Annotated in this window: 13 protein-coding genes; 7 read left to right on the top strand and 6 right to left on the bottom strand. The window is 63.2% G+C overall.

The genetic code is table 11. The features are described 5' to 3' along the window. The first annotated feature begins 74 nt into the window (after positions 1–74). Together ATE64_RS06925 and ATE64_RS06920 are read left to right on the top strand one after the other, a co-directional pair. The gene (locus ATE64_RS06925; protein ID WP_058454003.1) at positions 75–488 is read left to right on the top strand and encodes an OB-fold domain-containing protein; all 414 of its coding nucleotides are present in this window, start codon (positions 75–77) and stop codon (positions 486–488) included. Then, positions 485–1669, top strand: a complete 1185-nt coding sequence (locus tag ATE64_RS06920; protein WP_058454002.1) for a thiolase family protein — start codon at positions 485–487, stop codon at positions 1667–1669. The genes ATE64_RS06925 and ATE64_RS06920 overlap by 4 nt, the downstream gene beginning before the upstream one ends. Here the strand turns inward: ATE64_RS06920 and ATE64_RS06915 are convergent. From ATE64_RS06915 to ATE64_RS06895, 5 genes are read right to left on the bottom strand one after another with little or no spacing between them, the layout of a single operon-like run. Then, positions 1666–3000 carry an amidohydrolase family protein gene (locus tag ATE64_RS06915; RefSeq protein ID WP_058454001.1) on the bottom strand — a complete coding sequence of 445 codons (1335 nt, stop codon included), beginning with the start codon at positions 2998–3000 and terminating at the stop codon, positions 1666–1668. The two genes, ATE64_RS06920 and ATE64_RS06915, sit on opposite strands and share 4 nt — an antisense overlap. Further along, on the bottom strand, positions 2997–3962 hold the full coding sequence (locus ATE64_RS06910) for a CoA transferase (protein ID WP_058454000.1): 966 nt from the start codon (positions 3960–3962) through the stop codon (positions 2997–2999). Before ATE64_RS06910 ends, ATE64_RS06915 begins: the two co-directional genes overlap by 4 nt. Next, positions 3959–4951 carry an enoyl-CoA hydratase/isomerase family protein gene (locus ATE64_RS06905; RefSeq protein ID WP_058453999.1) on the bottom strand — a complete coding sequence of 331 codons (993 nt, stop codon included), beginning with the start codon at positions 4949–4951 and terminating at the stop codon, positions 3959–3961. Before ATE64_RS06905 ends, ATE64_RS06910 begins: the two co-directional genes overlap by 4 nt. Before the next feature lie 9 nt (positions 4952–4960). Then, on the bottom strand, positions 4961–6466 hold the full coding sequence (locus ATE64_RS06900; RefSeq protein WP_058453998.1) for an AMP-binding protein: 1506 nt from the start codon (positions 6464–6466) through the stop codon (positions 4961–4963). Between the two features lie 5 nt (positions 6467–6471). After that, positions 6472–6780, bottom strand: coding sequence for a hypothetical protein (locus tag ATE64_RS06895; protein WP_058453997.1), 309 nt, complete (start codon positions 6778–6780; stop codon positions 6472–6474). Positions 6781–6913: 133 nt separating this feature from the next. Between ATE64_RS06895 and ATE64_RS06890 the strand changes: the two genes are divergently transcribed. Together ATE64_RS06890 and ATE64_RS06885 are read left to right on the top strand one after the other, a co-directional pair. Next, complete coding sequence (locus tag ATE64_RS06890; protein ID WP_058453996.1) at positions 6914–8464, top strand: acyl-CoA synthetase; 1551 nt, start codon at positions 6914–6916, stop codon at positions 8462–8464. A 66-nt stretch (positions 8465–8530) separates the two neighbouring features. Then, positions 8531–9292 (top strand): crotonase/enoyl-CoA hydratase family protein, encoded by a 762-nt coding sequence (locus ATE64_RS06885; RefSeq protein ID WP_058453995.1) that lies wholly within the window; start codon positions 8531–8533, stop codon positions 9290–9292. A gap of 94 nt (positions 9293–9386) precedes the next feature. On the opposite strand, the gene ATE64_RS06880 is transcribed toward ATE64_RS06885, so the two are convergent. After that, complete coding sequence (locus ATE64_RS06880; protein ID WP_156417336.1) at positions 9387–9860, bottom strand: hypothetical protein; 474 nt, start codon at positions 9858–9860, stop codon at positions 9387–9389. A 393-nt stretch (positions 9861–10253) separates the two neighbouring features. On the opposite strand from ATE64_RS06880, the gene ATE64_RS06875 reads away from it, so the two are divergent. From ATE64_RS06875 to ATE64_RS06865, 3 genes are all read left to right on the top strand, one after another. Further along, positions 10254–11423, top strand: a complete 1170-nt coding sequence (locus tag ATE64_RS06875) for a site-specific integrase (protein WP_058453993.1) — start codon at positions 10254–10256, stop codon at positions 11421–11423. Between the two features lie 213 nt (positions 11424–11636). Then, positions 11637–13841: a type I secretion system permease/ATPase gene (locus ATE64_RS06870; protein WP_231729218.1), complete on the top strand. Its 2205-nt coding sequence runs from the start codon at positions 11637–11639 to the stop codon at positions 13839–13841. Next, complete coding sequence (locus ATE64_RS06865) at positions 13838–15307, top strand: HlyD family type I secretion periplasmic adaptor subunit (RefSeq protein WP_058453992.1); 1470 nt, start codon at positions 13838–13840, stop codon at positions 15305–15307. The genes ATE64_RS06870 and ATE64_RS06865 overlap by 4 nt, the downstream gene beginning before the upstream one ends. Positions 15308–15660 lie beyond the last annotated feature (353 nt).

Genomic DNA, 15660 nt, shown 5'->3' with positions numbered 1-15660 from the left:
CGCGCATCATCGCAAAAATTGACGATGTGTCAACTATTGGTTTATGACCTGGTGTTATAAGTGGGAGAGTCAGAATGACTGAAGCACCGCCGCGCATCCTGCCCGTCATTGACCGCGACAGCGAAGCCTATTGGACGTGGGGGCGAGAGGGCAGGCTTGCCATCCATCGTTGCGGGGACTGCGAATATTACGTGCATCCGCCGGTCCCGTTCTGCCCACAATGCGAAAGCCGCAAGGTCGCGCCCGAAGCGGTGTCGGGGCGCGGGCGCGTCGTCACTTTCACGGTCAATCACAAGGCGTGGGTACCGGGTCTGCCGGTTCCCTATGTGCTCGCGCTTGTCTCAATCGACGAGCAGGACGATGTCCGCATCCCCTGCAATATTGTCGACTGTGCGACCGAGGACGTGACGTTCGACATGGCTGTCGAAGTCGTTTTCGAGCCGTCCGGCGATCTGTGGATCCCGCTTTTCCGGCCGGTCCAATCATGATCCGCTTCGCCGAAAAGAATACCGCGATCAGCGGCGTCGGCATGTCCGACGTGTCGCGCGGCGCGACCAGGTCGGCGCTTGCGCTGACCGTCGACGCCGCGCTCGAGGCCATCGCCGATGCGGGCCTGACACGCGCCGATATCGACGGCATTGCGACCTGGCCAGGCGAGCGCGCGGACGGTTCGGGTTTCTCGCCGGTCGGCTGCGCGGCGTTGCAGGACGCGTTGCGGCTGGAGGTGAACTGGTATGCGGGCGGCGGTGAAGCACCGGGCCAATATGGTGCGGTATTCAACGCGATCGGTGCGATCGCAGCGGGGCTGTGTCGCAATGTATTGATCTTTCGGACGATGTACGAAGCGACCGCGCGCAAAACCGCTTATGCCAACTCGCTGCTCCGCGAAGGGCAGCGGCAGGCTGGGCCTTTTTCGTGGTACGCGCCCTATTACACCTACGCCGCGGCGCTGCAGCAGGCGCTGTTCTTCAACCTTTATGTCCACAAGAGCGGGATTACTCCCGAGCAGGTCGGGCAGATCGCGGTCAACCAGCGTCGCAATGCCGCGCTCAATCCCAAGGCAATCTACAAGACGCCGATCAGCCTCGACGATTATCTCGCTTCGCCGATCATCGCGACGCCGCTGCGCTTGTACGATTGCGACGTGCCGATCGACGGCGCCGCTGCGATCATAGTGTCGCGGATGGACGTCGCGCGGGGCCTAAGGAACCAGCCGATCCGGATCGAGGCGATCGGCTCGTCGATGCGTTACCGCAACAGCTGGACACAACTCGCCGAGCTCGACACGCAGGCGCAGCCCAGAGTCGCCGAGATGATGTGGGGCCGCACTGACCTCAAACCCGCCGACGTCGACATCGCGCAGCTCTACGATGGCTTCAGCTTCCACACGATCAATTGGCTCGAAAATTTCGGCTTTTGCGAGCGCTACGGCGCCAAGGATTTCATTGAAGGCGGAAGGCGGATCGCGCTCGATGGCGACCTGCCCGTCAATACCGGCGGCGGCGCGCTGTCGGGCGGCCGGCTTCATGCCTACGGCGCGGTGCACGAAGCCTGCACGCAACTATGGGGACGCGCGGGGGCGCGGCAGGTGAAGGGCGACCCCCGCATCTGTGCGACCTCCACTTCGGGCGGCCCGCTCGCGGGTGCGATGCTGCTGGTCCGCGACTAGGTCTGCCAGACGATCTCGCCGCCGATCAGCGTCAGCGCCACGGCGCCAAGCCCGTCGCTATCGCCGGGCCAATCGTACAGCATCAGGTCCGCCGGCGCCCCGACCGCAAGCGGTCCCTGATATAGCGCCAGCGCCGCGGCCCGGCCGACCGCTTCGCCGCCCCCGATCACATCACCGCCCCGCGTCCGCCGATCGGTCGCCGCGCGCAGGGCCACCCAGGGGTTCGCATCGCCATAAGGCGCGTCCGACCCCCCGAGCACCCGCACCCCGCCACGCGCCAGCGAGCCGAGCCGATAGAGGTCGCCCAGCATATCGCCGTCCATCTGGGCCCGATAGCGATCCCCGCGATCATGGATAAAGTTGGGCTGCGTCACCACCGTCAGACCCGCCGCTGCGATGTCGCGGATCAGGCTCGCCGCTATCACCCCGCCATGCTCGATCCGGTCGCCGGGTTTCGCGCCGCCTGCAACCTCCAGCGCCGCCAGATAGAAGACCAGTTCACCCAGCGTCACGCAATGCGCCGCGACATTCCGCGCCAGCGCCCGCGCCGCCACAATCCGCGCCGCCACCGCCTCGACCGGCGGCAGATCATTTTCGTCGAGCAGCAGCTTCACGGGCCCAAGAGCATAGCCGTCGCACACGGGCAAAGCCTCGGTTCCCATCATCACCAGCCGCTGTGGCATCGCCCCCGACAGCAGTGCCGCCTCGGCCGCGCCGTTCGAAGCCCCGGCATCGGTCACGCCGGTCACACCCCATTTGACGAACTTCTCTCCCAGCGCCGCCAGCGAGGGCGGCGCGGCGCCGATCCGGTCGCGCAGCCACGCATCGCCGCGCCAGATCCGCCCATTCGGCTGTTCGTCCGCGCCAAGCTCGACACATGCGGGAAAGGGGGCTTCGCCGAGCAGCGTCACCCCCGCGCTGTTGAGCAACCAATAACCCCCTGTGCGATCCTGCACCCGCAGCGGCCGGTCAGCCAGCCAGTGGTCGAGCGTTGCGCGCTCGGGTAGCCCGGCCACCCGCTCGTCATAGCCGATCGCGCGCACCCAAGTCCCCGGTGCGCCGGCACCCGCACGCACCCGGGCGATCACCGCATCGACGCTGCGGCAATCGGTCAAATCGACCGACTCCATCCGTGCCGCGGTCGCCAGCAAATGCAGATGGTGATCGTGCAACCCGCCGCCGAGCGTCAGCCCGCGCGCATCATATTCGGGGCCATGCCCGGCTACCGCCGGGCCCATGGCGGCGATGCGCCCATCGCGCACCCCCGCCGCGAGCGGGGCGCCGTCGGCGCCGCGTGCATTGCGGATGATCAGGTCGAAACTGTCGCTCACGCCACCGCTTTTGCGAAAGTCGCCGCCGTCCTTGCAAGCGAAACGTCGATCACCCCGCCTTGCTGCCCCGCCAGCGCCTCGAGCGCCAGCGTCGCTGCGGTCAATCCCGTCAGCGGATCGGCGAGGGCATCGCCGACGAACTGCGGTCGCTCCTCGGTCCAGCGCACCAGCCCGCCCGCCGCAGCGCAATCGTCGCCGAACCCCACCCGCATCGCCGCCTCGCCGCGCCAGCCATGCGCGGTGATTGCGATCCACAACAGGTCGGGATTGATGCGGAACAGACGCTCTTCATCGAGCCCCAGCCGCGCCAGCGCATGCGGCCGCGCCGACGTGATCAGCACCCGCGCCTCGCCGATCATCGAGCGCAGTTCGGCGCCGTCGATTTCGGCCGACACGTGACGCTTGTCCCCATTCAGGCGCGCATCGAGCTGCGGCGTATGCAGCCGTGTCGGGTCGGGCCGCCCGTCGCTCTCGACCTTGACCACCGCATGCCCCGCCGCTGCGAGCAGCGCCCCGCAATAGGGACCCGCCCAAAGTGCCGACAGGTCGAGTACGATCCCGTCCTTCGCCTCGCAGTTCCGGAGCTCGGATAGCACCAGCGGCGAGGCTTCGCCGACCCGTGCCACCGGCATATGCAGCTCCGCCGCCGCCGTCACCATCGCGTCCGCCGTACGCCCCCCGGCCGCGGCCAGGATCGCCTGCCACGGTTCGTCGTCGAGTCCCGCGCCCGTCCACGCCGGCACCAGTTCGCGGTCCTCCGCGCGGGCCAGCGACACCGCCATCCAGCCCTCGCTGCACTTCACCATCCGGCAATGGCGGTTCGGCGACCACTCGCCCGGCGCGGCGAGCGTCAGGTCATCGTGCCGGGACAGCGCGCGGCGCGGGTCGAAGGCGATGCGCCCGCCCGATGCGGCGACCAGCCGCTCGCCAGCCGCCGCCACCGCATCGAGCAGCGCAGTCATGCGCCGCCCTCGATCGCGTGCACCAGTCCCCAATTATGCGCCTGCGCCGCGCCGACGCGCTTGCCCGACAGCAGCATCCACAGAGTCCGGTGCCGTCCGATCGCGCGCGTGACCGTCGCTGTGCCACCCGCTCCCGGGATCAGCCCCATCGAAAGCTCGGGCAGCTGAAACCATGCATCTGATGTCGCGATCCGCCAATGCGCGGCAGCAGCGACCTCGACACCCGAGCCGACGCAGGCGCCGTGCAGCCGGACGGTTGCGCGGGCGCCGAGCGCGTCGAGCGCGCGGGCGCAACTGTGCAGCGTCCGTACGGCATGGGCCTCTGCCAGATCGCGCGCGGTGCCGAATTCGGGCAGCGCGCCGCCGGTCGAGAAGCATTTTCCGGCGCCGCGCAGGATGAGCTCGGGCCGGGTGGGGTCGTCGAGGGCGTTGGCGAGCGCCTCGTATAGTGCGTCGCGCATCGTCGCCGTCATCGCGTTGCGAGCGGCGGGATCGTTGAGCGTCAGGGTGATCCGGTTGCCGGCGCGTTCGATCAGGACCGGCGCAGGCGGGACCGGTGCGCCCGCATCGATCTTCGCCGCTGCGTGCCAACGCGCAAATTCACCACCGCCGAGCAGCGAGGAATAGGCGAGCGATTCCACCGCGAGTGCATCGGCCATCGTCAGCTTTTCTGTGAGCCGCAGTACCTGCGCGGCGATTGTCGCCGCCAGCGGATTGGCCGAGACCGCCGCGCCCAATCGCTCGACGCCGGCATTAAAATCGTGCGCGCCGAGCGAAACCCATGGCCGGGGGGCGTCGGCCGCCGACGTCAACAGCAGGTCGAAATCGTCCGTGCGGGTGTCCGGGAGGGTGCCCGCGCGATCGATCCCGATCACCACCGCCTGGATCGGAGGTACGGGCCGGCGCCAGGCCGCTGCATCGACCAGCCACAGAGGATGTCCGCCCGGTGCGGAGAGGCGGTCGGCATCGAGATGGTCGGGCCCGGTCATCGCGCCTTCCTATCCGGCGCAGACCTCTTCCGCCAGTTCGGCCTTGAGGACCCGGCGCAGCAGCTTGCCGGTCTCGTTATAGGGCAGGGCGTCGCGCACGAACCATTGCTCGGGCGTCTTGGTCGAGCGTAGTTTCGCGCGTATCGCCGCCGCCATCGCCACCGTATCGGGTTGACCCGACTTTGAGACGATAACCGCCACCACCTTTTCGCCCCATCGGACGCAGGGAATACCGAGTACGGCGCAATCGGCGATATCGTCGAAGCTGCGCAGCACATCCTCGATTTCGCCCGGCGAGATATTCTCGCCGCCGCGCACGATGACATCGTCGAGCCGTCCCTCGACGAACAGGTAGCCGCCCTCGTCGAGCCAGCCGGCGTCGTTGGTCGCGAACCAGCCGTCGTCGGCGATCGCCTTTTTGTGCAAATACTCGCCCGACACCTGCTCGCCGCGGACATGGATCTCGCCCTGCTCGCCGGGCGCGCACGGGCTGCCGTCCTCGCGCCGGATCTCGAGCTCGATGCTCGGAAGCGGCTGGCCGACCGACGCGATCCGGCGGCGAACGGCCGGCTCGTCCGAGGCGAAGGCGGCGCGATGATCCTCGGCGCCGAGCAGCGCGATCGTCGAACTGGTTTCGGTAAGGCCATAAGCATTGACGAAGGCCACATGCGGCAACTTCGCCAGCGCGCGCGCGATGACCGGTTCGGGCATCTTGCCGCCGCCATAGGAAAGTGCGCGCAGCGCGGGCAGCGTCTCGCCGGTCCGTTCCATGACGTCGAGGATACGGTCGAGCATTGTCGGCACGACCATCGCATGGGTGATGGCTTCCGCGGCGCAGGTCGCGACCCAATCTTCCGCAGTGAACGCGGGCAGATAGACGATCCGCCGCCCGCCATAGGCCGCGGTCAATATCGCCGAGATCCCCGCGATATGATAGGAGGGGACGCTAATCAGCGCCGCTTCCTCTTCGCCCGCGCCCAGAAACTCGACCGTCGACATGACATAGGATGTCAGATTGGCGTGACGCAGCACCGCGGCCTTCGGGTCGCCCGTCGTGCCGCTGGTAAACAGCAGGACGGCAATTTCGTTCTCGGCTTCCGGCAGGTCGATTTTTTCGGGGGGCGCCCCCGCCATGAACTCGGCCTCGAAATCGCTCCGGGCGATGAGCGTGACGCCGTCGGTTGGCGCGATGCGTGGCAGCATGTCGTCGTCGACGATCAGGGTCGACGGCGCGCTTCGGGCGACGAGCTTGTTGAGGTCGTCGTCCGCGAGGCGGTAATTGAGCGGAATAAAAGGCGTCCCGGCCATACCGCAGGCGAAGACCAGCACGGGCAGCGCTGTGCCGTTCATCCCCAGAAAGGCGGTGTTCGCCTTTCCTTGCGCTGCGAGCCATGCTGCGACGCAGCTGGCACGAGCGCGATAGGAAGCGAAATCATCACCTTCCTCGCCGCCGCCGAGCGCAGGGCGATCGGGACAGGCATCGGCGGCAATATCGAGGAGCAGCGGCGTCCGCATCGATATCAGTCCGAGGCCGGCAGCGGCTTAGCACCCTTGATCGCCATCGCGACCCCGTTGAAGGCGAGCGAGCCCGCACCGGCCTTGGCACCGAGCACTTCGAGTCCGCTTGCTTCATCGACATAGCGTTTTCCGATCGCGACGCCGTCCGCGAACCGCGGGTCGATCGCGCCGGTCGGTGCCCTCATATCGTCGATAGGGACGACCGCGACCCCGCCGCACTGCAGTTCACCGGCACTGCTCGGCGGGCGGACCACTACCAGTTGCGCGTCGCACACCGCGCTCTTCCATCGCGATCCCGGTCTCAAATCCATCCTCTTCCATCCTTTCCCGTCGCCGTTCGGATCCGGCCACCTGTCGCTTTCCCGACATCAATAAGTCAATCGACAAAGAAAGTAAACGTAGTTATATAACTCAAAAAGCGTGTGCACGGAGAGGGGGACGGGGATGCATCCGAGGCAATTTGCGCAGACAGCCCCCGATCGGCCGGCAATCGTCATGGCTGCGAGCGGTGTCTCGGTCAGCTATTGCGAACTGGAAACCATCGCCAACCGCGGTGCGCAGCTCTTCCGCTCACGCGGTATTGCCGCAGGCGACACGATCGCTATCTGGCTGAAAAATTGTCTCGAATATTTCCAGATCTACTGGGCAGCCCAGCGTGCGGGCCTCTATATCTGCCCGATATCGAGCCAGCTGACCGCCGAGGAAGCCGCCTATATCGCGAACGACAGCCAGGCACGGCTGCTCGTAACCCACGCCGATATCCCGGCAGCAGCCACCCTCGTTCGCGATCGCGCCGTGCTGGTCCCCGGGGTGGCCGACATTTTCGATCTCGGTAGCGGACTTGATGGGCTCCTGTCCTGGCAGAAGGCTCTTGCTGCCCAACCGGCGGATCGCATTGCGGATGAATCGGCCGGCTTTCACATGGTCTATTCGTCGGGCACTACGGGGCGCCCGAAGGGAATACGCCTGCCGCTGACAGGCGGTCCTGCCGACGAGCCCCACATGCTCGCCGAGCGCATATCGGGACGTTATGGTGTCGGGGAGGGCAGTGTAATCCTGTCGCCGGCTCCGCTCTACCACACCGCGCCGCTCGCTTATGGCATGGTCGCGCACCGCCTCGGCGCAACGCTCGTGGTCATGGACAAATTCGACGCCGAAGAGACGCTCCGCCTGATCGAGCGCTACCGGGTGACCTTCATGCAGATGGTTCCGACGATGTTCGTCCGCCTGCTCGCGCTGCCCGAGGCTGTCCGGTTGCACTACGACCTCTCGTCACTCGGCAAGATCGTCCACGCCGCGGCGCCTTGTCCCATCGGAATCAAGCGGCAGATGATCGAATGGCTCGGGCCGATCATCTACGAATATTACGGTGGATCGGAGGGCAATGGATCGACCTTCATCACGCCTGAGGAATGGCTCGAACGCCCGGGATCGGTCGGACGCGCCGACTGGGGAACGCTTCATATCTGCAATGAAGCGGGCGAGGAGGTGGCCCCGGGCGTCGATGGCCTCGTCTATTTTGAAGGCGGCTGGGATTTCCAGTATCTGAACGATCCCGAAAAGACGCGCGATGCGCGTCATCCCGCGCATCCGGAATGGAGTACGCTGGGTGATATCGGTCATGTCGATGCCGATGGTTACCTCTTCCTGACCGACCGGAAGAGCTTCATGATCATTTCGGGCGGCGTGAATATCTATCCGCAGGAAACCGAAAATCTGCTCATCACGCATCCGCGCGTCGCCGATGCCGCGGTGATCGGTGTTCCCAATTCCGATTTCGGCGAAGAGGTGAAGGCGGTGGTGCAGCCATTCGACCCCGCTGATGCGACGCCCGAATTCGCGCAGGAACTGATCGACTTCTGCCGCTCGAACCTCAGTCCGGTCAAATGTCCGCGCTCGGTCGATTTCGATCCCGCGCTGCCGCGGCTCGATACCGGGAAATTATACAAGAGGCTGATCCGTGATCGATACTGGGCGCACGAGCGCACCGGTTGAATCGGGGACATCGGCGCGAAGGTCGCCCGGGCGGACAGCTTGCCCGGTTATCAAGGAGGAACATTTATGAGCGAAGAGCTTGCGACGCGCGTTGAAGACGGGATTCTTGTCATCACGATGAACCGGCCCGAGGCACGGAACGCAATGAACAAGGCGGTGGCCGAAGGCATTGCGGAGGCGCTCGACCGTCTCGACGCCGAACCTGCGTTGCGCGTGGCCATACTGACCGGCGCCGGCGGCACTTTCTGTTCGGGCATGGATCTCAAGGGCTTCCTGCGGGGGGAGAGCCCGGTGGTCAAAGGACGCGGTTTCGGCGGACTGGTCTTGAAGCCGCCCGTTAAACCTCTCATTGCCGCAGTCGATGGTTATGCACTTGCCGGCGGGCTCGAACTGATGATCGCTTGCGATCTCGTCGTTGCCAGTGCCGGGGCGAAGTTCGGGATACCCGAAGCCAAGCGGGGCCTCGCAGCGGGCGCAGGCGGTTTGATGCGTCTGCCCGACCAGATTCCCTATCGTGTCGCCATGGAGTTGGCGCTTACGGGCAATTTTGTCGATGTCGAGCGGGCCATGGCGCTGGGGCTAATCAACCGGATCAGCGAAGGGCCGGCGATCGACGGGGCTATGGCACTCGCCCGCGAAATCACGGACAACGGGCCGGCTGCGGTACGCGTGTCGAAGCAGATCATCAGCGAGTCGCGCGGCTGGCCGCAGGGTGAGCGATGGGAAAGGCAGGACGCGCTTCTGCCGGAGGTGTTTCAGTCGCCCGATGCGCGCGAAGGCGCTGCGGCCTTCGCCGAGAAGCGCAAGCCGAACTGGACGGGGCAGTAAGGGAAAGCGCCGGGGTCAGCCCATCCGGGTTGCCGGGCATGGTGCCGACAGGAATGCGGGCCTGCGGGCTTTCACCCGAAGCTGGTTCGCGTGCCTAGTCGTCGATGTCGACCGGACCCCGGTCGATGCCGATCTGCGGATTGACGCCCCCGATGCTCTCGAAATATCCCGCTATCGCTGCCCCTTCGCCGGCAAGCCATTCAGCCGTCGGCGCGCGGTTCTGGACTTCGACGAGGATATGGCGCCGGCCAACGCCCCGAGCTTCCATGCCGCAGGCTTCGGCCTGGGCGAGCGCCGATGGCAGATTGCGGCTTCCGCACGAGAAAAGCAGGCGCACGCCTTCGCCGAAATCCTCCGGCCTTCTGGCAGCGCGCGCCGAGAGCTCGATCAGCTGGGATCGAAAATCCGCGATGTTGCTCATGCTCGGGTCTCCGGCCGACGGTTGTGGAGACCATAGATGGCTATGATCGAAGCGGTCAAATCTTTCGCCGAACGGCGACGCGGGTTCTTGCTCCAGGTGACGGCGGAGCATGCTCCGGACGCAGGCGAAGCGGCGGCTCGCGTTCACCGGATCGGAATATCATGACGCTGACGGGATCAGTGAAATTGCACGACTATTCAGCCAGCAGAAAGCGAGAGGGCGTCAAGCGGCTTCGCGCCGCAGACACGCTTCCGGATGTCCGTCCATCAAGTTTCTCGGCCGCCTTTGTCGATGAGGCGAAGGCTTTGTGGGAGCCACACTATGGACGACCTCTGACCGATGACGAGGCGAGATAATTTCAGAGAAGTTGGCTCCCCGGGTAGCCATTTTTTCCTGTTTTCAGGCTATCTCATGGGATGCCCAGATGGGTATCTTTCTCATTGAAATTGTGATATAATCATCTCAAGAAATTCCTTTGCATTTCTCTGCAGCGCAAACGTGATGTGGGTATGAATGTGGGGACAGAAATGATGGCTCCACATGACGAATTTGACCTGCCTGAAAGTGAAGAATGCCCGTCCCGGCACTTATGGCGACGGCAAAGGCCTTTATCTCCGCGTAAAGCCTAGCGGGTCGCGATCGTGGATTTTGCGCGTGCAGCATCAGGGTCGACGGCAAGACATCGGATTGGGCTCGGTGGACTATGTGACATTGGCCGAGGCGCGCGATGCAGCTGCTCGGCTTAGGAGAGTTGCTCGGCTAGGCGATGACGCGATCGCCGAGCGTGACCGGGGGAAGATTCGCATTGTTACTTTCCAAGAGGCTGTTGCACTTGCTTATGCCGAACTTGGCAAGGGGTGGACAGAGAAGACTGCCCTCCAATTCAAGGCCTCCCTGGATCTGCACGCGGTTCCGTCTTTAGGAGGAAAACGGGTAGGCGATATCGAGACGTCACATATTCTCGGCGCGCTGGCTCCTATATGGACGACGAAGCCGCAGATCGCCCGCAAGGTCCGGCACCGCATTCTGCAAGTTCTCGCATTTGCCAAGTCAAATGGATGGCGCTCCAAATCGGTGCCAGAAATTGCCGATCTAAGTCGCGGGCTGGCCAGGCAACCCAAATCTAAGGGATATTCCGCGCTGCCTTTTCCGGAGGTGCCAAAATTCTTCGCCTCGGAAAGAGTGAAAGAAGCGTCGCCTGCCCGTCTCGCACTGATGTTCACTATCCTGACGGCTGCTAGAAGCGGAGAGGTCAGGAAAGCCGATTGGACCCAGGTTGATTTGCGGGCACGAGAATGGCGACGACCAGCCTCGATCATGAAGTCCGGAGAGCCTCATGTGGTCATGCTTAGCGATCACGCGGCTGCCGTTCTGAAACTCGCGCGGGATCGCTTCGGCGATGACGGCCTGATTTTCCCCTCGCGCAACGGGTTGATGCTCACTGACATGAGTCTGTCTAGGATGATGAAGCTCGCCGGACGGTCCGAAACGGTCCACGGCTTTCGCTCGAGCTTTCGCGACTGGGCAGCGGAGAAACTGCCTCACGTTCCCGCGATGGTTCCCGAGATGGCTCTAGCTCACAGCGTCGGCACTGCGGTTGAAAAGGCATATCTCAGGAGTGATCTCAAGGCGCTCCGGTTGCAATTGATGACAGATTGGGGCGCATTCGTGATGGCGGGAAATTCGAAACTGCCATTTGATCGGAGTTAGCAATGTAGGGCACGGGCCAAGCCTGATTTGGTAACCTAGAACGGCGGGAAGGTCGTGACCGTCTCTGAATCGTATCCAGATTAAATAGCAATTTGAGATGCCTAGTTCTCTACGAAATAAAGAATGGTAGAGGCCGAAAACTGCCGACTTGGATTTGACCGCGGAGTGCGATTCGGGTTCGCTGGGGCAGTGTTCAGTCTAATGGGGTAACACATGTCGGAAATGGACGGAGAGAATGTGGCTGGACGGACGTCTGCCGCAGACCCCAGCCGACCGGAGCAGAAAAATCCGCTCGATCCCTCGCTGACCTGTTTCATCCTGCTCGCGAAGTTTCTCGGCACGGCGGCCGATCCGGCGCAAATAATCCACGATCGCGGGCGCGGCGACGATCCCTGGACGGTCGAGGATTTCGCGCGCATTTCAAAACGGCTCGGGCTGATCGCCAGGATTCGCACCGCGCGGCCCGACGAACTGGTCAAGCTTCCGCTCCCCGCGCTCGCCGAAAGCCGCTCCGCGGGCAATGTAATTGTCCTCAAGATCGAGGATGCGAGCCTGAAGCCCCGCTATCTCGTGCAGCGCGGCGATGCCGAGCGACCCGAAATATGGACTGCGGAGGAGGCGGCCGAGCGCTTCACCGGCAAGCTGCTGCTCCTGACTTCACGCGAGGCGATGGCGGGGGACAAGCGACCCTTCGACATTGCCTGGTTCATCCCCGCGCTCGTCAAATACCGCAAGCCGCTGCGCGACGTACTCATCGGCTCTTTCTTTCTCCAGCTGATGGGGCTGGTGTCGCCGATCTTCTTCCAGCTGGTGATCGATAAGGTGCTCGTCCACCAGTCGATGACGACGCTTGACGTGCTCGCCTTCGGGCTCGCGGTCATCCTGTTGTTCGAGACGGTGATGTCGGCGCTTCGCAACTGGCTCTTCTCGCACACGACGAACCGCGTCGACAGCGAGCTGTCGTCGAAAATGTTCCGCCATTTGCTGAACCTGCCGCTCGGCTATTTCGAGGCGCGGCGGGTCGGTGACAGCGTCGCGCGCATTCGTGAGCTCGAGAATATTCGCCAGTTTCTGACCTCGAACGCGGTGACGGTCGTCATCGATCTCTTCTTCACGATCGTCTTTTTCGCGGTGATGCTCCTCTATTCGCCTTTCCTGACGCTGATCGTCCTCCTCTCGATCCCCTGCTATGTCGCGATCTCGATGGCCATTTCGCCGACGTTGCGCGTCCTGCTCGAGGAGAAATTCCGCCGCGGCGCGGAGAACCAGTCCTTCCTGGTCGAGACCGTGACCGGGATCGGAACGCTCAAAGCCATGGCGGTCGAACCGCAGATGCGCGACCGCTGGGAAAAGCTCTTCTCGGGCTATACGAACACCGGGTTCGATGTCGCCAAGCTTGCCAACACCGGCAGCCACCTGATCCAGGTCGTCTCGAAGCTGACGACCGTCGCCATCCTTTATTTCGGCGCGAAGGCGGTGATCGCGGGCGATCTGTCGGTCGGCGCGCTCGTCGCTTTCAACATGCTCTCGGGCCGCGTTGCCGCGCCGATCCTGCGTCTCTCGCAGCTCTGGCAGGACTTTCAGCAGGTCCGCATCTCTGTGGACCGCCTCGCCGACGTCCTCAACACGCCCGCCGAGCCCGAATATAACCCGGGTCGCGCCAGCCTGCCGCCGATCCGCGGCGACGTCAGCTTCGACAAGGTGCGTTTCCGCTATCGCCCTGACATGCCCGAAACCTTGCGCGGGATTACGCTCGAACTCAAGGCCGGCGAAATGCTCGGCATCGTCGGGCCGTCGGGATCGGGCAAGTCGACGCTGAGCAAGCTGGTGCAGCGCCTTTATATTCCCGAACAGGGGCGCGTGCTCGTCGACGGCGTCGACCTGGCACTTGTCGATCCGCCTTGGCTCCGGCGCCAGATCGGCGTCGTGCTGCAGGAGAATATCCTCTTCAACCGGACGGTGCGCGAGAATATCGCGCTGGGCGATCCGACGCGGCCCATGGAAAGCGTGATGGCAGCGGCGCAACTTGCGGGCGCACACGAATTCATCCTCCAGATGAATCACGGCTATGACACGGTGATCGAGGAGCGCGGCGCGAACCTGTCCGGCGGTCAGCGCCAGCGCATCGCGATCGCGCGTGCACTCGTGAACGATCCGCGCATCCTGATCTTCGACGAAGCGACCTCGGCGCTCGATGCCGAGAGCGAGGAAATCATCCAGCACAATCTCGCGAGTATCGCCAACGGCCGCACCGTGATTATCATCGCGCACCGTCTGTCGGCCGTCCGCCAGTGCAACCGGATCATCACCGTCGAGGCGGGCGAGGTCACCGAGCAGGGCAGCCACGAGCAATTGCTCCGTGCCGGTGGACGCTATGCGCAGCTCTATACGAAGCAGATGGGAGTGACCGCGGCATGAGCCTCGGCAACCGCTTCAGCGAACGTTTCCCCGCGTTTGCGCGTCACTGGGCGATCCTCAGGACGAGCTGGCGCCTGCAGGATGCCGCCGATGCGGCAGCGAAACCGCGCACCGACCATGAATTCCTGCCCGCCGCGCTCGAAATCGTCGAGAAGCCGCCGAGCCCGGGCTGGCGCTGGCTGATGCTCTCGCTGTGCGGACTTTTCGTCATTGCACTGATTTGGTCGATTGTCGGCCGGGTCGACGTCGTTGCGACTGCGAGCGGCAAGGTGATTCCTTCCGGCAATGTGAAACAGATTCAGCCGATCGAGATCGGTTATGTCCGAGCAATCCATGTTAAGAATGGTCAACATGTAGAGGCTGGGCAATTGCTTATAGAGCTCGATCCGACGGTGATCGGTGCTGAAGCCGAGCAGGCTAACAATGGGCTGCGTAACGCCCAGATCGATGCTGCTCGGAATAGGGCGCTGCTTGGGCATTTGGACGGGAAGGCTTCGCGTTTCGCCGCGCCCGCTGGAACGCCGGATGATATTGCCAAAACGCAATCGCAGTACGTCCGCTCGGCCGTGGCTGAATATGAGGGAGAGCGGGCGAGCCTGATGCAACAACGCGCAGAAAAAGTTGCGGAAATGGCCAGCGTAAATGCTGAAATCTCGAAACTGAAGCAGACATTGCCTATCGTTGAGCAGCAGCTCGCGGCGCGGCGCGAGCTATCCGAAAAAGGATATTTCTCGAAAATCCGATTGCTCGAGTATGAGCAGCTCAAAATTGAACACGTCCAAAATGTCGAGGTTCAGCAAGCAAATGCTGCGCGTGCGCGCGCGACCATCGCTGATATCGACGCGCAGCTTGCGAGGTTGCGTGGCAGCTTTGGTAAGATAGCGGCTACTGAATTGGCCGAAAGCCAAGAGAGGTCGGGATTGGCGCAGGGAGAGGTCATCAAGACCGAACGGCGCCAAGCTTATTTGCAGTTGCGTGCGCCTGTGTCGGGAACGGTACAGCAGCTTGCAATCGCGACGATTGGCGGTGTTGTTCAACCGGCGCAAATCTTGATGATCATCGTTCCGGACAATGCAGACCCCGTGGTAGAGGCGCGCATCCAGAACAAAGACATTGGCTTCATCCGAGAAGGTCAGCCGGTGCGCGTGAAGCTCGAAGCCTTCCCCTTCACTGATTATGGTGTCGTCCCAGGTATTGTTGAAAGCATCAGCAGCGATGCGGTCGATACGAGCGAGCCGGGCGCCGCGGAGCAGCGTGATCGTGATGGCCGTATGGTGCAGCCGGGGCTCGTATATACGACGCGTATCCGGTTGCTGCGCCGAACGATCTACGTTGACGGCGGCAGTCAGCCAATCGGGCCGGGTTTGGCCGTTCAGGCGGAAATCAAAACTGGCGAGCGTCGGATAATCCAGTATTTGCTATCGCCCATAACGCGGTCCTTGGATGAGGCTGCGCGAGAACGGTAGAATAAATCGGTCGTAATCCGGATATTCTACGCTATTATATATATTAGAAGAGAGATATCAGCGAAGAATCTCATTTTTTGTAAAATTATGGAGTAAATATTCAGGAGGACTTAATGGAAGCGATTAAAATGTTAAAGATTTTAATTCTACCTGTTCTCTTATCGAGTTGCGCTCATCGGGAAACATGCGGCTCCATATCGGACTACCGCTCTGCTTCAGTGAGCGACCTGACTTGTCATGCCTCGTCGGGCAACAAGCTTGCTCAGTTGGAGTTGGGCATTCGGTATGAATACGGCGACGGCGTCCCGCGCGACCTTTCGCACGCGGAAAAGCTTTATGTGCAAGCGGCGAGA

Origin of the sequence: Sphingopyxis sp. H073 (assembly GCF_001468395.1) — a bacterium.
Taxonomy (GTDB): domain Bacteria; phylum Pseudomonadota; class Alphaproteobacteria; order Sphingomonadales; family Sphingomonadaceae; genus Sphingopyxis.
This window is presented reverse-complemented; position numbering and strand designations above follow the sequence as displayed.